This window comes from Pseudomonas sp. KB_12 (assembly GCF_052114545.1).
GTDB lineage: Bacteria > Pseudomonadota > Gammaproteobacteria > Pseudomonadales > Pseudomonadaceae > Aquipseudomonas > Aquipseudomonas brassicacearum.
The window spans coordinates 39,739-62,344 of record NZ_JBFREY010000031.1 but is presented as its reverse complement, the minus strand read 5'-3'; the positions used below and the strand labels follow the sequence as shown (position 1 = coordinate 62,344).

13 protein-coding genes and 1 pseudogene are annotated in these 22,606 nt (G+C 63.0%); 10 read left to right on the top strand and 4 right to left on the bottom strand.

Annotation, left to right across the window (positions count from 1 at the left end):
- Positions 1–271: 271 nt before the first annotated feature.
- Complete coding sequence (locus AB4Z20_RS22185) at positions 272–643, bottom strand: DUF6124 family protein (RefSeq protein ID WP_253470824.1); 372 nt, start codon at positions 641–643, stop codon at positions 272–274.
- 574 nt (positions 644–1,217) lie between these two features.
- Here AB4Z20_RS22185 and AB4Z20_RS22180 point away from each other — a divergent pair.
- Positions 1,218–1,883, top strand: a pseudogene (locus AB4Z20_RS22180) (sulfotransferase family protein); the annotation flags it as partial.
- Between the two features lie 59 nt (positions 1,884–1,942).
- Here AB4Z20_RS22180 and AB4Z20_RS22175 read toward each other — a convergent pair.
- Positions 1,943–2,800 carry an RHS repeat-associated core domain-containing protein gene (locus AB4Z20_RS22175; RefSeq protein ID WP_442090601.1) on the bottom strand — a complete coding sequence of 286 codons (858 nt, stop codon included), beginning with the start codon at positions 2,798–2,800 and terminating at the stop codon, positions 1,943–1,945.
- A 555-nt stretch (positions 2,801–3,355) separates the two neighbouring features.
- On the opposite strand from AB4Z20_RS22175, the gene AB4Z20_RS22170 reads away from it, so the two are divergent.
- The 7 genes from AB4Z20_RS22170 to AB4Z20_RS22140 all read left to right on the top strand — a co-directional run bounded on the left by AB4Z20_RS22170 (position 3,356) and on the right by AB4Z20_RS22140 (position 13,021).
- Positions 3,356–3,844, top strand: coding sequence for a cell division protein (locus AB4Z20_RS22170; protein ID WP_253470826.1), 489 nt, complete (start codon positions 3,356–3,358; stop codon positions 3,842–3,844).
- Positions 3,837–5,279: a TIGR01777 family oxidoreductase gene (locus AB4Z20_RS22165; protein ID WP_013692020.1), complete on the top strand. Its 1,443-nt coding sequence runs from the start codon at positions 3,837–3,839 to the stop codon at positions 5,277–5,279. Before AB4Z20_RS22170 ends, AB4Z20_RS22165 begins: the two co-directional genes overlap by 8 nt.
- A 9-nt stretch (positions 5,280–5,288) precedes the next feature.
- A complete protein-coding gene (locus tag AB4Z20_RS22160) occupies positions 5,289–7,724 on the top strand; it encodes a PEP-utilizing enzyme (RefSeq protein ID WP_442090600.1) in 2,436 nt (811 codons plus the stop codon).
- Between the two features lie 605 nt (positions 7,725–8,329).
- Positions 8,330–9,106 carry an efflux RND transporter periplasmic adaptor subunit gene (locus AB4Z20_RS22155; protein WP_214511037.1) on the top strand — a complete coding sequence of 259 codons (777 nt, stop codon included), beginning with the start codon at positions 8,330–8,332 and terminating at the stop codon, positions 9,104–9,106.
- Complete coding sequence (locus AB4Z20_RS22150; protein ID WP_442090599.1) at positions 9,103–10,422, top strand: efflux RND transporter periplasmic adaptor subunit; 1,320 nt, start codon at positions 9,103–9,105, stop codon at positions 10,420–10,422. The genes AB4Z20_RS22155 and AB4Z20_RS22150 overlap by 4 nt, the downstream gene beginning before the upstream one ends.
- A gap of 1 nt (position 10,423) precedes the next feature.
- Complete coding sequence (locus AB4Z20_RS22145) at positions 10,424–12,520, top strand: biotin/lipoyl-binding protein (RefSeq protein WP_442090598.1); 2,097 nt, start codon at positions 10,424–10,426, stop codon at positions 12,518–12,520.
- A 9-nt stretch (positions 12,521–12,529) separates the two neighbouring features.
- Positions 12,530–13,021, top strand: coding sequence for a GNAT family N-acetyltransferase (locus AB4Z20_RS22140; protein WP_442090597.1), 492 nt, complete (start codon positions 12,530–12,532; stop codon positions 13,019–13,021).
- A gap of 162 nt (positions 13,022–13,183) precedes the next feature.
- Here AB4Z20_RS22140 and AB4Z20_RS22135 read toward each other — a convergent pair whose 3' ends face one another.
- Positions 13,184–13,495 carry a DUF6916 family protein gene (locus AB4Z20_RS22135; RefSeq protein ID WP_253470839.1) on the bottom strand — a complete coding sequence of 104 codons (312 nt, stop codon included), beginning with the start codon at positions 13,493–13,495 and terminating at the stop codon, positions 13,184–13,186.
- 46 nt (positions 13,496–13,541) lie between these two features.
- Positions 13,542–14,129, bottom strand: a complete 588-nt coding sequence (locus AB4Z20_RS22130) for a phage tail protein (RefSeq protein ID WP_253470841.1) — start codon at positions 14,127–14,129, stop codon at positions 13,542–13,544.
- 302 nt (positions 14,130–14,431) lie between these two features.
- On the opposite strand from AB4Z20_RS22130, the gene AB4Z20_RS22125 reads away from it, so the two are divergent.
- Both AB4Z20_RS22125 and AB4Z20_RS22120 read left to right on the top strand, forming a co-directional pair.
- Positions 14,432–15,277 (top strand): sulfotransferase family protein, encoded by an 846-nt coding sequence (locus AB4Z20_RS22125; protein ID WP_214511031.1) that lies wholly within the window; start codon positions 14,432–14,434, stop codon positions 15,275–15,277.
- Positions 15,278–15,329: 52 nt separating this feature from the next.
- The gene (locus AB4Z20_RS22120) at positions 15,330–22,568 is read left to right on the top strand and encodes an Ig-like domain-containing protein (RefSeq protein ID WP_442090596.1); all 7,239 of its coding nucleotides are present in this window, start codon (positions 15,330–15,332) and stop codon (positions 22,566–22,568) included.
- The last annotated feature ends 38 nt before the right edge of the window (positions 22,569–22,606 follow it).

Below are 22,606 nucleotides of genomic sequence, written 5' to 3'. Positions count from 1 at the left end.
GGAGCTGCCGAAGGCTGCGATCTTTTGATCTTTCGCTTGGGACTCAAGTGTCTGGGGAAAGATCGCAGCCTCGTTGCACTCGACAGCTCCTACACGCAGGCCAGCGGGAGCAATCTCTGGCCACGGGTTATGGGTTGTCTGGGCTGACGTCATCGCGAGCAAGCTCGCTCCCACAGTTGATCGGCGTTGATCTCGATATTTCTGTTCGACACAGATCCAGTGTGGGAGCGAGCTTGCTCGCGATGGCAATCCTCAATTCACCACAGGCCTGTCAGCCAGCTGCTTGAACCTCCAGCCGATCCATTGCCCTTTCCACCAACAAATGCACCCCATCAGCCATCCGGCTGATTGCCAGGATGACGCTGCGGCGCGAACCGTCGACATCATCGGCCAGGTCGGCGGCGATGGCGCTGATGGACAGCAGGTCTTCGGAGGCATTGGCCAACAGGGTTTCGGTGTCGATACCAGGGGCGACCATGAAGAGTTGGGCGGTTTGGGTTTTGCCCGAGGCTTCATCGGTGGGTTTGGGATTGAGGTAGTAGTCGAGGACGCGCTCGGCGGCTTCGTCGAGTTTTTTGGCTTTCGAGGATTTGTCGGCGGTGTTGCCAGGGCTTCCTGGCGGATTTGGAGTTACTTTGAACATGTCGTGAAGCTCCATCTGTAGAAGTGGAACCGACACCATTCGCTTGCACGCAAATGAGGTGGCAGTTGTACGTAGGTGTGCAAGACCGGGCAGACGGAACCCCGGCAGACTCCTCCTTGCGGAAAAATCTCCCACGCACAACTGCCATAAAGCGCCTCTCGATCAAGGCGGATAGCAATGTGCGTCGTCTTTTACCCGGACTTGCACGTCCGTGTCACCGTTTTTTCAATGACAAACCCAGACTAGCGGTGAGCCCCAAGCCGGACAAGTTCACCAACATCGCCGCAACTTGAAGGAAATCTCCTAGGACGCTGCTGTAAGTAAGCAGCACACGGAACCTGTGGCGAGGGGATTTATCCCCGCTGGGCTGCGCAGCAGCCCCCAAATGGGCTGAAGACCAACAACCTGACACACCGAGGTGACTGGCTTTAGGGCTGCTGCGCAGCCCAACGGGGATAAATCCCCTCGCCACAGTGCGTGTATGACTAGCATATTTCATACCTCTCACGGTTCCTCCCTTGACGCACCTCACCGCTGTCGTAGACTCCGCCGATCCGTCAGGTAATAACGGTCACGGCCGTTCTTTGGCGATGCGGTGGAAGATGCAATGCGCCTGCCCTTTAACCAGGCGTTCCGCCGCCAGACTCCGTTGGACGCGCTCGGTCAGTGACAACGACAAAGCCCGGGACTTGAGCCCCGCGCGTTGATTTTCCATGCCCCCCGCTGCGGCTCGGCCTTGATCAGCCAGATGCTCGCCCAGTTGGACGACCATATCGTCATCTCGGAACTGCCACCCCTGGATGCGCTGCTGCGCAGTGATTTGCTGCCGGCCGAGCGCTGTATGACGCTCAATGGCTTGATGTCAGCCTATGGGCGGCGCCGTCGAGGCTTGGAGCAACGCCTGGTGGTCAAGCTCGACGCCTGGAGCATCGGTGAACTGTCGCTGCTGCGTGAGTACTTTCCGATACACCCTGGTTGTTCGTGTACCGCGACCCCTTGGAAATCCCGTCTCTCACCTGCGGCGTCCCGGCATACACAGGATGCCGGGGATGATCGGGGCGAGTGTCCTGGACGATGGATTGCCGTTCGACAGCCAGGAAGATTTCATCCCGCGCCGGGTGGGGCGTTTGTTGGTGAAAGCGAGGACAAGCGCCGGGAGGCTTCGGCGCTGTTGCGTGAGCGGGTCTTGCGCTGGTCGCAGGGGCCTTACGAGACGTTGGAACTCTTGCGAAGCCCTTGATGGTTTTTGATCAAGAGCGTGGATCACCCAGGCTTCTATGGTAAGAGAGCCGCTACGCGCTATCCACTCGCTCTGGGAGGACGTGGAGGCGGTGGTGGGGTCGGTGGCCTCACAACTATAGCTGGAGGATTCACATAAAGAGTCATCCTTCCTCTGATATCTATCATGAGTTGGTCAACACGCGCTTTTATAATGTTGAACGACACAGATGGTACAGGTGCTTGGTTTGCAATCGTCAAAGGATTGTAGTTGGTATTTAGCGTTGACTGTAAATTAGCTCCGAAATTTCTGAACGTATCAGTAGTGGTCGCAATACGTGCTTTAGCGTTACTCAATATTGTTCCCATGTTTTTATTTAGGGTATTAATTGCTGATGTCGCGTTGGTTGTGGCGGTGTCGATGGCTATAGAGGTTGGGCGAGTCAAAGCCGCAGCTTTGGTACTAGCGGAATTCGCTACAGATGAGGCTACAGAGATCGGGCTATTGTTTATTGGTGCTGTCGCAATGGTGGAACGAATCATTCGGCTCTTAAAAAAAGCAAGAATCCCAAATGCATGCCCTGTTGGATCTGACCTCATTATCGGTTCCCCGCCGCAATACATATATGCATTCAACCCACCCTTATCAAACGGACTCATATTGTCCGGGCTATGAAAGCGCATCAGGCGTGGGTTGTAGACGCGGTAGCCATTACCCAGGAAATACCATCCGGGCGTCGTTTCCCACCGTTCGCCGTTGAAGCCCAATTGGGAGGCGACTTCCTGCTGCGCCGACTGGTGACCGTACGGCGAGTACGCGATGCGATTGGTATTGCCCGCGTCGATCTCAGCGAGTACCGAGTTTTTAAGGTCCACCGCCAGCAACACAGTACGTTGTTGGCTAGGGTTTGCTGGGTCGTTCGTTTTGGTCTGAGTCATACGAAACACCGGCAAGCATGAGATTGGGAGCTGTGGGCCATAGTTCTACTCCCTTGGCGTCGGTTGGAGAACTATCAGAGCTGTTAGTTTTCCCAGTCTGCGCATCCTCCTTACAGGCTCCCGGAGGGATAAATGTTGCCAACATCGACCCGTGGCCAGAGATTGCTCCCACTCGGCCGATGCCCTGTAGGAGCTGCCGAAGGCTGCGATCTTTTGATCTTTCGTTTGAGATTCAAGTGTCTGGTGAAAGATCGCAGCCTCGTTGCACTCGACAGCTCCTACACACAGGCCAGCGGGAGCAATCTCTGGCCACGGGTTTTGGGTTGTCTGGGCTGACGCCATCGCGAGCAGGCTCGCTCCCACAGTGGGACGGGGGTGGTCTCGATATAGGGTTCGACACAAAACCCCTGTGGGAGGGAGCTTGCTCCCGCTGGCCTGCGAAGCAGGCCCCGTTCGAGGCCGATTTTATTTATCGCTGCCCGGCCCATTAGCCAAGTAAAGCCCCTCCCATTTCCTTTAGACTGGCCGCCCTCAAGCAAGCCTTCAGGACACGGAATGCCAACCCCTCACCGCACCCTTCGCAAAGCCCTGATCGTTTGGTTATATGCCGCCGCCCTGATGCACCTGCTCGCCGGCGTCACGCTGACCTGGGCCGGCCATTCGGGCTTGCTCGACGGCTATCTGAACACCATCGAACAGGCTTTCTGGGGCGCCACTGCCGTTCCCGCTACGGCCCGCGCGCAGCAAGTCTGGTGGCTGGCCTTGTTCGGCGCCACATTGCAAAGCTACGCGCTGTACATGCTCGCCCTCGTCCACATCGGCAATCGACTGAAGAGCGCCATGCCTTGGGGTTGGCTGATCGCCGGCATCCTGCTCTGGGCACCCCAGGACATGCTGATTTCCGCCCAGGCCCAAGTCTGGTCGCACCTGTGGTTCGACAGCCTGGCACTGCTCGTTTTATTGCCGCCGCTGTTCTGGCTCTATCGCCACGACCGCCGCACCTCCCTGACTGACAACGCGTCGAGTGATTCAAACCATGCCTGACTTTTCACTGCTGGACTGGGCCATCACCCTGCTGATTGCCCAAGCGATCCTCGGTGCGCTGGATACCCTGTATCACCACGAACTCACTGTCGCCTTGCCCTATCGCCACAGTGCCCGGCTGGAGCTCTCTATCCATGCCCTGCGCTCGTGCTTCTACGGGATCCTGTTCCTGGGCATGGCGCACTTGGCCTTCGAGGGGACGTGGGCGATCGTCATCGCGCTGCTGTTCGCACTGGAGATCGGCCTGACGCTCTGGGACTTCGTGGTCGAGGACCGTAGCCGCAAGCTGCCCGCCATCGAACGCATCATGCACACGGTGCTGGCGGTCAACGGCGGGGCCTTCTTCGCGCTGTACGGCGTGCAACTGGCGCAGTGGGCGAGTTTGCCCACCGGCCTGAGCGCGATCGACCTCGGCTGGCGCGGTTGGCTGCTGACCTTGTTCGCCATCGGGGTTACGGCCTCGGGGATTCGCGACGGCTTGGCGGCCTTGCGCATGCAGCGCGCGGGCAAGCCGGCCAACCCGTTTGCCGGTGGTGCCTACAAGCGCGTGCTGGTGACCGGCGGCACCGGGTTTATCGGCGAGACGCTGGTCAATCAATTGCTCGACGCCGGGCACACAGTCAGCGTGCTGGCTCGCGATCCATTGAAAGCGGCCTATCTGTTTGATGGCCGCGCCCGTTGCCTGCGCTCGCTGGGCAAGCTGGGTCATGACGAAACCTTCGATGTGGTGATCAACCTGGCGGGCGCGCCGGTCGCCGGTCCGCGCTGGAGCCCCGCGCGCCAGGCGCAACTCATCGCCAGCCGGGTCAATACCACCGAAGCCTTGATGACCTGGTTGAAAAACGCCCGGCACAAACCGGCGTTGTGGATACAGGCCTCGGCCGTCGGTTTTTACGGCGTGCGTGACGCCAGCGAAAGCCTCGATGAAAGCGCCACCCAGGGCGATGGCTTCATGGCTGAACTCTGTGTGCGTTGGGAAGCCTCAGCCCGGCCTGCCACTGAATTGGGTGTGCGGCAGGTGGTGATGCGCCTGGGTGTGGTGTTTGGCCCGGGCGGTGCTTTGTTGCCGTTGCTGATTCCATTTCGCCTGGGGTTTGGCGGGCGGATGGGTGACGGTCGGCAAATCATGAGTTGGGTGCATCGCGACGACGTGATCCAAGTGATCGCCCGGGCCTTCGATGACGAAAGCCTGAGCGGCACCTACAACCTGGTGGCGCCAGAAACGGTCAGTCAGGCACTGTTCGCTGAAAGCGTTGGCAAGGTGCTCAAGCGCCCGGTGTGGTTCCACATTCCCGCCGCGCCGGTGCGTGCCCTGGCAGGCGAAATGGCCCAGTTGTTTTTCGACGGCCAACGTGTGCTGCCAAGTCGTCTCGTCGAGGCGGGCTATACGTTCCGTTACCCGACGCTTGATGCTGCCCTGCGCGACCTGGCCTGAGGAGCGCCCATGAGCAAGCCCCGGATGTACCTGCTGGCCGGCAATGGAAGCGCCGCCGATTGGTGGGACGACGCGTTGCCGCACTTTCAGCACCACGACGTGGTGCCGCTGGAGCTGCCTGGCTTTGGCAGCAACCCCCAGGCCCCTTGCGAAGACCTGGCGGCCTACGCCCAGGCGTTGCTGGCGGCAACGGACAAGGGCAGCGCGATCATGGCGGTCGGGGTCAACGCCTTGCTGGTGCTGCATGCCTTGCAACGTCAGCCGGGGCATTTTTGTCGCAGTGTGTTGTTGGCGCCGGTGGGTGCTTTTTTATGGCAACGACGGCTGCCGGCGTTGATGTCGCCGCTGCCGATTCGCAAGACCATTCACTGGCTGCTGGCGAACAAACCGACGTTGTTTGCCCACAAATTCTCCAGCCAGGCCTGGACGCCCGCGCAGTACCAGCGCATGGGCGCCGGCTATGCTCGCTGCCGCGCCTTTGTGCCGCACTGGGACTTGGTGCGTGCCGACACCGCCTTGCCATTGCTGGAGTGGATCACCGACCCGGTCGAACTGGTGTGGGGCGATCAGGACAAGGTACTGGGCGTCGCCCAAGCGGCGGCCTGGTCGGCCATTCTGGCCCGTGCCGATTTGACCATCAGCGTGAAGCCCGGCTGGGGTCACTACCCGTGGATCGACTCACCCGCTGAGTTCGCGGCGTGGCTGGAATCGGGCGAACGTGGTTTCGTCGCGCATACCAAAGGCGGCCGCTTGCGTCTGGCGGCGTTGGCTGGGCAGCCGGTGCCTGCTGCGCTGTCGCTCAACGATTGCGCTGACCCGCGCTTGGCAAGCTTTCTGAAGAGCCAGCCGGACGCTATCTGGGCCGTGCGTTCCTCCAGTTACGGGGAGGATCAGGCCGATGCGGCCAATGCTGGCTTGAGCACCACGTTCCTGCGTGAGCCGACGCATAACGTGCCGGCACGTATTGCCGAGTTGAGTGCGGCAGGTGTCGAGGAAGTGGTGGTGCAGCGCTTCATCACACCACGGCTGTCCGGGATTGCCTTCGTGCGTCACCTGTCCGTCGAACTGGAATGGGTCGAAGGTCACTTGGAGTCCTTGGCCGACGGTCACGTGAGCCCCGAGTGCGCGATCATTTCCCGCCTCGGCGCGTCGTGGAACAGCGACACCTTCAAGCCCGCCCATGGCCTGACTGAAGACCTGCTGTGGCGTTTCCTGCAAGGCGTGCTGCGGGTCTTCCACTACGTACCCGGCGACGTTGAATGGGCCTGGGACGGCAGGCAACTCTGGCTGCTGCAATACCGGCCGATCAGCGACTACGGCTGGCGCCGCCACCTGACCGCCGCCAACATCGCCGAGATCCTGCCGCCGCAACCCAGCGTGTTGGTGGAGTACGCCCAGCGCCGCGCGGCGGCGAGCATTCCGGCGATCATGGCGCGTTGGGATTCGCGGGTGTTGCAAGACAACGAGCCTTTCACGGCGGTGTTTGGCGGCGCTTCGTATATCAACAATGATTTGTTTCTCGCCCGGCTGGCCGACTGGGGCATCAGCGCCAGCAGCTACGCCGGCGAGGTCGGCGGCGCGACTCCGCACCTGCCTTGGCGGCCCCTGCGCCTGCTGCGTTCGCTGCCGTTGTTCCTGCGCATGCAATGCATCGCCCGCGGGCATTTGCTGACGCTGGAAAACGGCTTGCGACGTTTTGATCGAGAGCTGCACGAACTGACCGGACAAGGCGCAGACGGCCAGCAACTGGCCGACTGGTTTACCCGTTTCTACGTGTTCGTGGTGCAAGGCAACCTGTGCATCGCCAGCGCCTTGGCCAGCAGTGGCGGCGACTGGCTGGGTCGGCCACCGACCGCCTACGACAATCTTGAACACAGCCCGCATCGGCTGCCCTGGGAAACCGACCCAGCGACGCCACGCCCGGCACCGACCGAGCTGCCGTTGCAGGCCTTCCCACAATGGCCCCTGACGATTCGCCTGGCCCATTCGACCGGTCTGCCAGGCTTGCGCGGTTACTACTTGCAAGTGCGCGAATGGTATCGCGACAACCTGATGCGGATTTTCTTTCGCTTGCATCACGCCATGCCGGCGGTGGACCGGGCGCATTGGTTCACCCCGCACCCGGACATTCGTAGCCGCGACGGCAGCTTCTGGCAGGACGGTCGTGAAGGCACCGAGCAGGCGAGTGGGTTCTTGATCTACCCGGGTCAGGCCCAAGGTATTTTGGGCGAGGACATCCTGCTGGAAGACACCCTGGACCCTGGCCGCCACGCCCACTATCAACGCGCCCGGGCTGTGATTGCACGCATGGGCGGACGTCTGTCTCATGGCTCGACGCTGCTGCGTGAGTTGCGCAAACCTTCGGCGGTGTTGCCTCAGGTGGATGTGGCTTGGTTGGGGCATGAGGTGGTGTATTGCGATGGGGTGTTGAGGTTGGTGGAGTAGCCAGTCTCGATCTGTCAGGTTTGGGATGTCTGGGCGAAAGTCATCGCGAGCAAGCTCGCTCCCACAGTAGGTCGGTGTTGGCCTTGCTACTTCATTCGACACAAGCCCCTTGTGGGAGCGAGCTTGCTCGCGATGGCCATCTTACTCACCCTGCGTAACGCCGAGCCCTGTGGCGAGGGAGCTTGCTCCCGCTGGGTTGCGCAGCGACCCCAAGCAATTTGAATGGGATCTGCCTGACACACCGAGGCGCCAGGGTTTGGGACTGCTGCGCAGTCCAGCGGGAGCAAGCTTCCTCGCCATGGGATGGTGTGTGTGCCTGAAGATTGGGCGCCGCCGGCACGCCTCGGGCGCTATCGCGGTGTTGCAATTGTTTATCCCGGACCGCTGTTGTGGCGAGGGAGCTTGCTCCCGCTGGGTTGCGCAGCAACCCCAAGCAATTTGAATGCGATCTGCCTGACACACCGAGGCGCCAGGATTTGGGACTGCTGCGCAGTCCAGCGGGAGCAAGCTCCCTCGCCACAGAGATTTCCCTCTCTTCACGGTTACTCCCTTGACGCCCCCCACCGCTGTCGTAGACTCCGCCCATCCGTCAGGGAGTAACGGTCATGCGACGTTTATGCAGTTGGGTTGTGGGATTGGCCTTTGTAACGTGCGGGGTTCAGGCGCAAACGTCGGCTTCCGACGATCCGTTGCTGGAGAGCAATGCTTCGGCCAGTGCGTCTGGCAACGAGGCGCGAGGGGTGCTTCGGGCGCGGGATCAGGCGGTGCTGGCCAGTGAGTTGGCCGGGCGTATCGTCGAGTTGCCGTTCAGTGAGGGCGAGTCGTTCAAGAAGGGCGACACCCTGGCGCGTTTCGATTGCTCGGCCTATCAGGCCCAGCTCAATGCGGCCCAGGCGGCCAGCCGTGGCGCGAGTGAGGAACTGGCGCATAACCGGCAATTGGCGGAATTGAAATCCGTCGGGCGTTTCGAGGTGTCGCGGGCCGAGGCCCGGCTCAGCGAGACCCAGGCGCAGTCCCAGGTGTACCAGGTCCAGGTCAAGCGCTGCAGCGTGATCGCACCCTTCGACGGGCAAGTGGTGGCGCGCAAGGTCCAGCGTTATGAAAGCGTCGCGGCCGGCGCGCCGTTGCTGGATGTGGTCGACAACCGCACCCTGGAGATCCATTTGCTGGTGCCTTCACGTTGGATGGACAGGCTCAAGCCCGGTCAACCCTTCACGTTTATCCCCGATGAAACCGGCAAGCCGTTGCAAGCGACGGTCAAGCGCCTGGGCGCGCGCATCGATGAGGGCAGCCAGACCCTGCTGCTGGTGGCGAGCGTGCCGGATGCCAGCGGCTTGCTGTCGGGCATGAGTGGCACGGCGCGTTTCGCGGAGCCCAAGTGAACGCGCCGATCACGGGCAGCGCCGAGCAGGTGTTTGCCCGCTTCCTCGACCTGGAGCGCCAGACGCGGGCCGCGCGTACCCCGGCGCAATTGAGCTACAGCCTGGTCAACGACGGCCAGGCCCTGTTCGGGTTTCGCCACGCCGCGTTATTGATTGCCGGCAAGGTCCAGGCGGTGACCGGCGTCAGCACCGTGGAACCGAATGCGCCGTTCGTGGCGTTCGTCGAGCAGGCCGTGGCGCAGTTGTTCAAGCAGGGGGTGCTGAAGCAGGCCCGGGTGATTGCCGCCGATGGGGTGAGCGAGTCCATCCGGGCAGACTGGCGAAGCCTGTCGGCCGGACAAGTGTTCTGGCTGCCGTTGATCGATCATGAGGGCCAGGTGTTCGGCGGTTTGTGGCTGGCCCGCGACCTGCCGTGGACCCCACCCGAACAAGTGCTGCTGTCGCAACTGGGCGACACCTACAGCCATGCGTGGCTGGCGCTGCAACCGCGCAAGCCGTGGCGCCTGCGCTGGACACGCAAGCGCCAGGTCGCCCTGGTGGCGGTGTTGCTGCTGGGCTTGCTGATCCCTGTGCGCCAGTCCGTGTTGGCCCCGGCCGAAGTGGTGCCGCTGGGCGGGCAGGTGGTGGCGGCGCCGTTGGATGGGGTGATCGCCGAGTTCCTGGTCAAGCCTAACCAGACCGTCAAGAACGGTGATCTGCTGCTGCGTTTCGAAAGCACCAGCCTCAAGGCTCAGGCCGACGTGGCCGAGCGTGCGTTGGGCGTGGCCGAGGCGGAACTCAAGGCCAATTCCCAGCGCTCGTTTGCCGACGCGGAGTCGAGTTCGAAGATCGATCTGCTGGCCGCCCGCGTCGAACAGAAGCGCGCCGAGCGCAACTACGCGCTTGAGCTGCTCAAGCGCAGCGAAGTCCGCGCCGAGCGCGACGGCATCGCGGTATTTGCCGACGCCGAGCGCTGGCTTGGCAAGCCCGTGCAGACCGGCGAGCGGCTGATGGAAATCGCCGATCCGAACCAGGCCGAGTTGCGTATTGAGTTGGCGGTGGGCGACGCGATTGCCCTGGAGCCCGGTGCGCAAGTGGCGTTGTTTCTCGACAGCGACCCGTTGCAGCGGCACCTGGCCTGGCTCGAACGCTCGGCGTATGAAGCGCAGCCGACCGCCGCCGGGCAACTGGCGTATCGGTTGGATGCGCGTTTCGATGCTCAAGCGCCGCGTATCGGCCTGCGAGGTACGGCGAAGGTCTTCGGCGACCGCGCGCCGCTGGCGTTGTACCTGTTGCGTCGGCCACTGGCCGGCCTGCGCCAGAGCGTAGGCCTGTAGCATGGACCTGCCGAGCCTGCGGCCGGACCTGCAACTGTCCCCGGCGGCGCCGGACCCGGACGGTTCGCCGCAGTGGACCTTGGCCGATCCGGTGCGCGGGCGCTATTTCAAGCTGGGCGCGGCGGCGATGCGCATGTTGCGGCACTGGTCCCTGGGCGATCCGGAACAGGTGTTGCAGGCGGCGAACCGCGAGCCGGGCCTGCCGCTCAATGGCGAATCGCTGGAGCAATTGCTGGGCTTCTTGCGCGGCCATGACCTGATCAGCGCGATGGACCCGCAACAGCGCGACAGCTATCTCTCCAAGACCGCCGCACAGCGCCAGAGCCTGTGGCAGATCCTGCTGCATCAATACCTGTTTTTCCGCATTCCGCTGTGGCGCCCGGACGCTTTTCTCAATCGTGCCTGGCCCTGGTTGGCGCGGTTTGGCCCCGGGATCCTGCGCTATGGCCTGCCGCTGACCCTGGGCGTGGGCATCTTCCTGGTATCGCGGGACTGGCAGCGCTTCATCGCAACGTTTCCGCACTTGTTCAGCCTGGGTGGGGCGCTGGCGTTCGGGACGGCGTTGTTCTTCGCCAAGTTGTGCCACGAATTCGGCCATGCCTTCATGGCCAAGCGCGCGGGCTGCCGTGTGCAAAGCATGGGCGTGGCATTCATGGTGCTGTTGCCGATGTTCTACACCGACGTCAGCGACGCCTGGCGAATCAATGATCGCCGCGCGCGCCTGCTGATCGGTGCCGGCGGGGTTCTGGCCGAGCTGCTGCTGGCGTGCATCGCTTTGCTGGCCTGGTCGCTGCTGCCCGACGGGCCGGCGCGCACCGCGGCGTTCATGCTGGCCAGCGCCACCTGGATCACCACGCTGGTCATCAACCTGAACCCCTTCATGCGCTTCGATGGGTATTTCCTGCTCAGTGATTTCTGGGCGGTGGATAACCTTCAAGGGCGTGCGTTCGCCCTGTGCCGCTGGCGCCTGCGCGAAGCCTTGTTCGGTTATGGCGCGGCGGCGCCGGAACCCTGGTCGCCGAAGATGCGCCGGCGTTTGCTGATGTGGGGGTATGGCTCCTGGTTGTGGCGGGCGTTGTTGTTTTTCGGGATTGCCCTGGCGGTCTATCACCTGTTCTTCAAGGTGTTGGGCATTTTTCTGATGATGGTGGAATTGGTGTGGTTCATTTTTATGCCCATCGTGAATGAATGGCGGCAATGGTGGAGTCGCCGTGAGCAGGCCCACGGCGTTCGGGTGCTCCTGAGCAGCCTGGTGGTGCTGGCGTTGCTGTTGGTGCTGTTGCTGCCCTGGCGCAGCGCGGTGGAAGTGCCGGCCATGCTCGAGGCCGGGCGGGCCAGTGCCTTGCACGCGCCGGTGGCGGCGCGGGTCAAGCAGGTGAATGTGCGCGACGGCCAGGCCGTGGCCCAGGGTGATGTGTTGATCGAGCTGGAGTCGCCGGACATGGCGTCGCGCCTGACCATCGTGCGCCGGGAAATCGAGATCCAGCAGTTGCAGATGCGCCGTCAGGCCGGGCGCAGCGAAACCGCTGCCGATGCCGGCATCATCGAACAGCAACTGGCCGAAGCGGTGGCCGAATACCGGGGACTGGTCGCCCAGCGTGAACGCCTGTTGTTGCGTGCACCCCACGCCGGCCAGGTGCGCGACTTGTTGCCGCAACTGTCGGTCGGGCGTTGGTTGTCGCCCACGCAAGCGCTGGCGCGGGTGGTGCAGACCGACTCGCGATTGCGCGGCTACTTGACCGAAGCCGAGCTTTGGCGGGTCGAGCCGGGGGCCACGGGGCGGTTCATTGCGGACGATCCGATGCGCACCTCGATTGCTGTGCAGTTGAATGAAATCGACACCAATGGCGTGGCTTGGGTCGAACAGCAAGCGTTGACGTCTGACCATCACGGGCCGATTGCGGTGCGCCGCGACTCGCAGCAACGGGCCGAGCCGGTGCAGGCGCAATACGGCGTGCGCCTGAGTGCGGTGGACGACACGTCCGCCCCAGTGCAACCGCTGCGTGGCGTGGCGGTGTTGCAGGGCAAGGGCGAGTCGGTGTTGGGAGCGGCCTGGCGTCGGTTGGCGGCGTTGGGTGTCAGGGAAAGCGGGTTCTAAGGAGCAAGCATGGATTCAGTGGCGGCAGAGGGATTGGTGGTGCGTCCATCGCGGGTCAGCGATGGACCGTTTTTGCAGGGCCTGTACCAGGCGGCGCGACCGGACCTGCAATGGATCGATGGCGAGCCTGAGCAGGTGCAGCAGGTGATTGCCCAGCAGTTCCAGGTGCAGGAGCAAGGGTTGGGCGAGAACTTCCCCAATGCCATGCATTACGTCGTGGAAAAACTCGGCACCGCTATCGGCGCCTTGAGCACGGATTTCGGCCCCAATGAAATTCGCGTGCTGTACCTGGCCTTCATCCCCCAGGCACGTGGGCAGGGGTATGGTCGGACGGTGCTGCAAGGGGTGCAGAAAGCCGCGCAACAGATCCGTTGCCCGGTGGCCACCGTGGTCTGGGTCAGCAACCCCCACGCCCGTCGGCACTACCTGGCCCTGGGCTTCGAAGTACAAGAGCGCAGCCCGGCGGCGGAGCGGTTGGTCTGGTATCCGAAAGGCAACTGAATGACGCCGTACCCCTGTGGGAGCGAGCTGTGTGGGAGCAAGGCTTGCCCGCGATGAAAACGCCGCGGTCTCTTGAGGACCGCAGCGCCTGGATCGCGAGCAAGCTTTGCTCCCACACAGTTGCTCCCACAATAGATTTGTTATGGCCTCAGGTTTTGGCGATCAGTTAAACGCGATGTAGAAATACCCCAGCGCCGGATCCCGTCCCATGGGCGGCATCCGTGACACGAACACCCCTTCTATCTTGCCCAGTTCCGGCACTTCCAACCCACAGAGCCCGTCGACGAACGCCGTACTTTCCAGGCTGTTGAATTCCACGCTGAAGGGCATGCGCTCGGTGTTCGGCAGCTTTGCCCGAGGTGTTTCGTCAAGGGTTTCGAAGCGCACCGGCAGGCAACTGCCGTCGGGCAGGGTCAGGCTGCCGGTCTGGCCCAGCAGCGGTTGGAAATGGCGGCTATGAACCTGTTGCAGCATGTCGACACTCCAAAAGGCCGGAGGGCCGCAGCCCTCCGGCGGTTCATCAGTTACGGGACGGAAAATAGCCCTGAAGGGCGATGCTGAAGTTGATGGCCAGGAACGGGTTCATGACCTCCATGGGCATGCCGTTGCCCGTGGCGGAAACCGAACCGCTGACGGCGGTGGTCACGCCTTGCAGCGGCACTGGCGAAGCGCCTATCTGGTCGGAATAGATCGCCGCCGAGCCCGGCCCGGTGCCCGAGGTGCCGATGAACGAGTTGGTGGCCGTTGGCGTATTCACCGGATTGCTGGCCGGGTTGGCCAACTGCAGGGTGGTCGAGGCGGTGATGCCCGTGAGCGTGTGGGTGTGGTTGGGTAGGTTGTTGAGCGTGGCGCTGACGTTTTCGGTGCCGGAGATTTCACCGATGACGCGCGGGGTCAGGCCCAGGCCATTGCCTTGGCCCAAGGGCAGGCGACCTTGCAGGTTGGGCAGCATGAAGGTGGTCTGGCCGTTGCCTCCGTACGTCACGCCGATCAGGGCGAACAAGGTCTGGTATTGAGAAAGGGAAAGCGTCTGACCGTTGCACAGGGCCCAATCCCTGGGTGCAAAGTTAAAGGCGAATGACTGGATAGTGCCGATGAATACTTCCATAGATTCCTCATCCTTCAGGTTATTGGTCTTGCGGTGCCCGGACGTGAAGGACAAGAGTGCGATCAGCCCGACTCCTTGTTTCCCTGGCCTGGTCACGCACGGCTGAGCGTAGACCGGGATGTTTGATTCTGCCGAACGAAGCAGGCGGAAAAATGTCGCGACACGGCTTAATCGATTCAGGTTCCCGAGCGTCTCTACCGTCCATCTTCTTTTATGGCTTGGGATGAATCTGATATCAAAGTACTACTAGGCGAAGATTGTTTCCTCGGCTACGCTTCGGCTACAAAGGGACTACAAACAAGGTGAATGGATTGCCGCAGTTTCACTTCATTTCCGGTCTACCGCGCTCAGGCTCGACCCTGCTTTCTGCCATTTTATTGCAGAACCCGCGCTTTCATGCCGGCATGACCAGTCCCGTCGGTTCGCTGTTCAGCAGCGTCCTGCAGCAATGCAGCGCCGGCAGCGAGTTCGGTTCGGTGATCGACACCGACCTGCGCCGCCGCCTGCTGCGCGGCCTCTTCGATTCCTACTACGCCGACAAATCCGACAAGCCGGTCATCTTCGACACCAACCGTCAGTGGTGCGCCCGCTTGCCTGCCTTGCAGGATCTGTTTCCCCAAGCCAAGACCATCGCCTGTGTGCGCAACGTCGCCTGGGTGCTCGACAGCCTGGAGCGGCTCTACCGTGCCAATCCGTTCGAAAACACCAAGCTGTTCAACGACGATGACGAGCGCAACACCGTCTACAGCCGCTGCGAAACCCTGGCCCAGCGCAACCGCCTGGTGGGGTTCGCCTGGACCGCGCTCAAAGAGGCCTACTACGGTGAGAACGCCGAGTCGCTGCTGATCGTTGATTACGATTTGTTGAGCCAGGCCCCGGAGCGGGTGATGCGCCTGGTGTACGAGTTCATCGGCGAGCCCTGGTTCGAGCACGATTTCAATCACTTGACCTACGACGCGCCGGCCTTCGACCAGGCCCTGGGCGTTGCCGGCCTGCACAAGGTCAAGCCCAAGGTCGCGCCGCAACCCCGGCGGACCTTGCTGCCGCCGGATCTGTTTGAAAAGTATGCCGAGTTGTCGTTCTGGCGCGATGGGTCCGCAAGCGCCGCCAATGTCATTCGTATGAAAACCGACGCCGCCATCAGCTGATTGCGGTTTTTTTCATTTGCGTGTTCAAGAAGTTCGAGTCCAGGTGATCGTCATGTGGTGGAGCAAAGGCAAATCGCGGGTAACCGAGGGCACACAGGCCCTGGCATCGCCAATGATCATGTCCCTGGAGCCGCGAATGCTATTCGACGGCGCGGTGGCGGCCACCGTGGCCGACGCTGCTCAACCGGATGCGCATCCGACGGCCGAGGCGGCCAAGACGCCCGCGGCGGACCAGCCGGCCGACACCCATGCACCCCAGGGCCAGGTCGATGCCACCGAGGCTGCCGTGCCGGGCAAGTCTGTGGTGTTCGTCGATTCCCGGGTCAAGGATTCCGCCAGCCTGCTCGAAGGCGTGGCGCCCGGTACCCAGGTCGTGCAACTGGATGCCACCAAGGACGGCTTGCAACAGATCGCCGATTACCTGGACACCCACCAGGGCATCAGCTCGGTGCAGATCATCGCCCACGGTAACGCCGGTGATTTGTGGCTGGGCAACAGCTACCTGTCGGCGGATAACGTCCAGGCCCGCAGCGAAGTGCTGGCGCAGATTGGCCAGGACATGAACGCCGGTGGCGATATCCTGATCTATGGCTGCTACACCGCCGAAGGCGAGCGTGGCCTGAGCCTGGTTGATTCGTTGGCGCAGTTGACCGGTCGCGACGTGGCGGCGTCCAACGACCGCACCGGCCTGGGCGGCGACTGGGACCTGGAAATCGCCACCGGCAATATCGAAAGTGCCAACGTGCTGTCGGCCAATGCCATGAGCGAGTACCAGTGGGGCCTGGCCACCTGGACCGCCACCAACAATCTCAATACCGGCGTGGGCTCCCTGCGCGCCGCCCTGGCGTCCGCGCAGAACGGCGACATCGTCACCTTCAACACCAGCATGACCGTCGGGCTGACCTCGGTGCTGGTGGTCAGCAAGAACGTCACCATCGACGGCGATCTCAACAATGACAACGTGGCCGACGTGACCCTGGACGGGCAATACCGCACCCAGGTCATCAACGTGACGTCCGGCACCACGGCTACCCTCGATGGCCTGGTGATCACCCGAGGCATGACGGCCGGTAACGGTGGTAACGGCGGCGACGATGCCCTGGTGTCCCAGGGTGGTGGTATCTACAACGCCGGCACCTTGACCCTGCGCAACGTTACGGTCACCGCGAACGCCGCTTCAGGCGGCGGTGGCGGCGGCGGTGTGACGCCGCAGTACGCCGGTGGCGGCGGTGGTGGCGGTGGCGCGATCACCGGCGGTACCGGCGGCAAGGGTGGCGACACGCTTAACTCCACGGGCTCCAACGGCACGGCCGGACAGGGCGGCGCCGGTGGCGGCTTCTTCAACATTGGCGGGCGTGGCGGCTCCACCACGGGGGGCGCTGGCGGTGCGGCTTATCCGGGCTACAGCACCGGTTCGGCCGGGGGCACGGCCACCAGCGGTAGCTTGTCCATCGGCGGTGGCGGCGGCGGTGACGGGTATGACAACTTCGGCGGCGACGGCGGCGGTGCGGTGGGGGGTATCTACAACGATACCGGCGCAACCCTGCGGATCATCGGCAACTCGACCATTTCCAACAACGTCGGCGCCGGCGGTGGCGGTGGTGGCGGCGGGGCTGGCGGTAGCTATCTCCAGGCGGGTGGTGCGGGTGGTGTCGGCGTCGGTGCCATCTGGAACAAAGGCTCGATCCTGATCACCGCCGCCAACTTTGCCGCCCTGGCCGGTAACGTCGGTGGCAGCGGCGTCGGTGGGACAAGCGCTGGCAGCGCGGGCGTTTCGCCGGCGTCGGTGGCCAACGTCTACGGCGATGGCGGCACCATCAACACCAACTATGTGCCAGACGAGACGCCGCCCACCGCGACCGTCGTGGTAGCCAATACCAACCTGAACTCCGGTGGCACGTCGACGGTGACCATCACCTTCTCCGAAGCCGTGACCGGCCTCACCGCGGCGGACCTGACGGTGCAGAACGGCACCGTCGGCACCTTGACCAGTAGCAACGGTGGCATCACCTGGACCGGTACGTTGACCGCGGCCAGCAACATCGCCGACACCACCAACATCATCACCCTGAACAACGCTGGCGTGGCCGACCTGGCCGGCAATGCCGGCGTGGGCACCACCGACTCGAACAATTACATCGTCAACGACACCGTGGCACCCACGGCGTCCATCGTGGTGAGCGACACGGCCCTCAGGATTGGCGAGACCTCCACGGTCACCATCACCTTCTCCGAGGCCGTCTCCGGCTTTACCACGGCCGACATGACGGTGGCCAACGGCTCGCTCAGCGGGCTGAGCACCAGCGACGGTGGCATCACCTGGACAGCCACCCTGACACCGGATGCGACGATCACCGATACCTCCAATCTCATTGTCCTGAACAACACGGGCGTGGCGGACCTCAATGGCAACGCCGGCGTGGGGACGACCAACTCCAACAACTACGCTATCGACACGCAACGCCCGACCGCCACCATCGTGGTGGCCGACACCGCGTTGAGTGTCGGCGAAACTTCGCTGGTAACCATCACGTTCAGCGAGGCGGTGAGTGGTTTCACTACCGCCGACCTGACGGTCGCCAATGGCACGGTCACCGGCCTGAGCAGCGGCGACGGAGGTATCACCTGGACCGGGACGCTCACACCAAGTGCCAGCGTCAGCGACACCACCAACCTGGTCACCCTGGATAACACCGGCATTGCCGACCTGTCCGGGAACGCCGGCAGCGGGACCACCGACTCCAACAACTACGCCGTCGATACCCAGCGCCCGACCGCCACCATCGTGGTGGCCGATACCGCGCTGAACATCGGCGAAACCTCGCTGGTGACGATTACCTTCAGCGAGGCGGTGACCGGTTTCACCCTGGCGGACATGACCGTGGCCAACGGCTCCTTGAGCGGATTGAGCAGCGGCGACGGCGGCATCACCTGGACCGCGACGCTCACTCCGAGCGCCAGCATCACCGACGCCACCAACCTGATCATCCTGGCCAATACCGGTGTGGCGGATGCGGCGGGCAACGCCGGCAGCGGCACCACCAGTTCGAACAACTATGCCGTCGACACCCAGCGTCCGACGGCGACTATCGTCGTGGCCGACAATGCCCTGAGCGTCGGCGAAACCTCGCTGGTGACCATCACCTTCAACGAAGCGGTAACAGGTTTTACCACCGCCGACCTGACGGTCGCCAACGGCACGGTCACCGGCCTGAGCAGTGGCGACGGCGGCATTACCTGGACCGGGACGCTCACGCCAAGCGCCAGCACCAGCGACACCACCAACCTGATCACCCTGGATAACACCGGCGTGACGGACTCGGCCGGCAACGCTGGCAGCGGCACCACCGATTCCAACAATTACGCCATCGACACCGTGCGTCCGACCGCCACCATCGTGGTCGCCGACACGGCCATCGCCGTTGGCGAGACATCGGTGGTGACGATCACCTTCAGCGAGCCCGTGACGGGTTTCACCCTGGCGGACCTGACCGTCGCCAACGGCAACCTGAGCGGCCTGAGCACCAGCGACAACATCACCTACACTGCGACCTTCACGCCGAGCGCTGGCATCAGCGATACCACCAACCTGATCACGCTCAATAACACGGGCGTGGTGGATGGTGCGGGCAACGTCGGCAGCGGTACCACCGACTCCAACAACTACGTCGTCGACACGCTGCGCCCGACCGCCACCATCGTGGTGGCCGACAACGATCTGAGCGTTGGCGAAACCTCGCTGGTGACCATTACGTTCTCCGAGGCGGTCAGCGGTTTCGACAATTCGGACCTGAGCATCGCCAACGGCACGTTGAGTGCGGTCAGCAGCAGTGATGGCGGCATCACCTGGACCGCCACTTTCACGCCCAACCTCGGGGTCAGCGACGCGTCCAACCTCATTGTCCTGAACAACACCGGGGTGAACGATGGGGCGGGCAACACTGGCACCGGCACGACCAGTTCCAACAACTATGCCATCGACACCAACGTGCCGACGGCGACCATCGTGGTGGCCGATACGTCCCTGAGCATCGGTGAAACCACCCTGGTGACCGTCACCTTCAACGAGGCGGTGAGCGGCTTCGACAACAGCGACCTGACCATCAGCAACGGCACCCTGAGCACCATGAGCAGCACCGACGGTGGCGTCACCTGGACGGCCACGTTCACGCCGAGCGCGAGCATTTCCGATACCAGCAACGTGATCACCCTGGACAATACCGGCTTGATCAACGGCGCGGGCAACGCCGGTGTGGGCACCACCGACTCCAACAACTACGCCGTCGATACGGTGCGTCCAACCGCGACCATCGTCGTGGCCGACACCGCGATTGCCGCTGGCGAGACCTCGCTGGTGACCATCACCTTCAGCGAGGCCGTGACGGCGTTCACCAGTGCTGACTTGACGGTCGCCAGCGGCGTGATCTCCGGGCTGAGCAGCAGCGACGGCGGCATCACCTGGACCGCGACCTTCACGCCGACCGCTGGCGTCACGGACACCAGCAACGTCATTTCGCTCAACAGTGGCGGCATCGTTGATTTGGCAGGCAACGCCAATGTCGGCACCACCGACTCCAACAACTACGCGCTGGACACCGAACGTCCGACCGCAACGATCGTGCTGGCCGATTCCAACCTCAGTGTCGGCGAAACTTCGTTGGTGACCATCACCTTCAGCGAGGCGGTCAGCGGTTTCGACAATTCGGACCTGAGCATTGCCAACGGCACCCTCAGTGCCGTCAGCAGCAGCGATGGCGGCCTGACCTGGACTGCGACCTTCACGCCGACCCTCGGCGTGCGGGATACCTCCAACCTGATCATCCTGAACAATACCGGGGTGAGTGACGCGGCGGGCAATACCGGAACCGGCACGACCAACTCGGCCAATTACGCGATCGACACGCAGGTGCCGACGGCGACCATCGTGGTGGCCGATACGTCCCTGAGCATCGGTGAAACCAGCCAGGTAACCATCACCTTCAACGAAGCGGTGAGCGGTTTCGACAACAGCGACCTGACCATCAGCAACGGCACGCTGAGCAACGTGTCGTCCTCCGATGGCGGCGTCACCTGGACGGCCACGTTCACGCCGAGCGCGAGCATTTCCGATACCAGCAACCTGATCACCCTGGACAATACCGGTGTCGTCAACGTCTCAGGCAACGCTGGCGTCGGCACCACCGATTCGAACAACTACGCCATCGACACCGTGCGCCCAACGGCAACCATCGTCGTCGCCGACACCGCCATTGCCGCCGGCGAGACCTCGCTGGTGACCATCACCTTCAACGAGGCCGTGACGGGCTTCACCGACGCCGACCTGAGCATCGCCAACGGTACGCTCAGCGGGTTGAGCAGCAGTGACGGCGGCATCACCTGGACCGCGACTTTCACTCCGACCAGCGGCGTCACGGACACCAGCAACGTCATCACCCTTGCCAACAGCGGCGTCGCCGACCTGGCGGGCAATGCGGGCAGCGGCACCACCGATTCGAACAACTACAGCGTCGACAGCCAGCGTCCGACCGCCACCATCGTGCTGAGCGATTCGGTGTTGAAACCGGGTGAAACCGCGCAGGTGACCATCACCTTCAGCGAGGCAGTGACCGGCTTCAGCAACGCTGACCTGAGCGTCGCCAACGGTACCTTGAGCGCCGTCAGCAGCAGCGATGGCGGCCTGACCTGGACCGCGACCTTCACGCCGACCCTGGGTGTGACCGACGCCAGCAACCTGATCACCCTGGACAATACCGGCGTGAGCGACGCGGCCGGAAATACCGGGACCGGCACGACCGATTCGGCCAACTATGCGGTCGAGACGCAGGTGCCGACGGCCACGATCGTGGTGGCCGACAGTGCGCTGCGCATAGGAGAAACCTCGCAGGTCACCATTACGTTCTCGGAAGCGGTGAGCGGTTTCGATAACAGCGACCTGACCATCAGCAACGGCACGCTCAGCAATGTGTCGTCCACTGACGGCGGCGTTACCTGGACGGCCACGTTCACGCCGAGCGCCAGTATTACCGACACCAGCAACCTGATCAGCCTGGACACCAGCGGCGTGGTCAACGCCTCGGGCAACAGCGGTGTCGGCGTGGTGAACTCCAACAACTACGCGATCGACACGGTTCGCCCTGGCGCCACCATCACCGTGGGCGACACCACCCTGGGCATCGGCCAGAGCACCACCGTGACCATCAGCTTCACCGAGGCGGTGTCCGGTTTCGACTTGTCGGATATGAGTGTCGCCAATGGCGTGTTGTCCAACCTTGCCAGCAGTGACGGCGGCCTGACCTGGACCGCGACCCTGACGCCGACTGCGGGCGTCAACGATGCCACCAACCTGATCCTGCTCGACGCCAGCAATGTGCAGGACCTGGCCGGCAACGCCGGCGTGGGCATCGCGATTTCCGCCAACTACGCACTCGACGCCACCCGGCCGACGGCAACCATCGTGGTCGCCGACCCGAACCTGACGGTGGGCGAGACGACCCAGGTGACCTTCACCTTCAGCGAAGCGGTGACGGATTTTGACCTGTCGGACCTCAGCGTCACCAACGGTGAACTGACCAACCTGACCACCAGTGATGGTGGCAAGACCTGGACCGCGACGTTTACACCGACGGTGAACCTCACTGATCCGAGCAACTTCATTGCCCTGGACACCAGCAACGTCAGCGACCTGTCGGGCAACGCCGGGGCCGGCGTGGCGGTGTCCAACAACTATGCGATCGACACCGTGGTGCCCAACGATGTGAAGCCGCCGCCGGAGTTCCTGACCGCCGACCCGGTCACGGTTATCCCGCCGTCCGAGGTGCCGTTGCAACCGATCGTCTTTACGCCACCGACCGGCAACCTGGGGTCGCCACTGGGCTTCCCACCGCTGTTCGAGCAACGGGACGTGGGCGGTGGCCTGCGACCGATTGGGGATATTTTCATCAACCATGGTGCGCTGGCGCCGAGTTATATCGCCCAGGTCTTCAGCACTGACGCCGCTGGCGACGGTAGCGGTCAGGGGTTCCTGGGTTTTGGTGGTGGCGATGGCGGGGTGTTTGGCAGCAGCACGCTGTCGACCCTGTTCAACCAGGACTCCGGCTCCGAGGGCGAATCGATGGACGCCTTCGACAGCCAGTCGATGCAGGGCGGCGATGTGTCCCAAGGGCTGCGCGGAATGTTCGGGGCGCCAACCCTGGGTCAACAGCTGCAACATCTCAAGGACACTGAACAGCGTCAGGTGGACAGCCTGGCAACCGCGTTACGACAGGTCGGCATCAGCCAAGTGCAGGCCTGAATTCTAAAAATATTGGGGCAGCCAGGGGCAATCCAGGG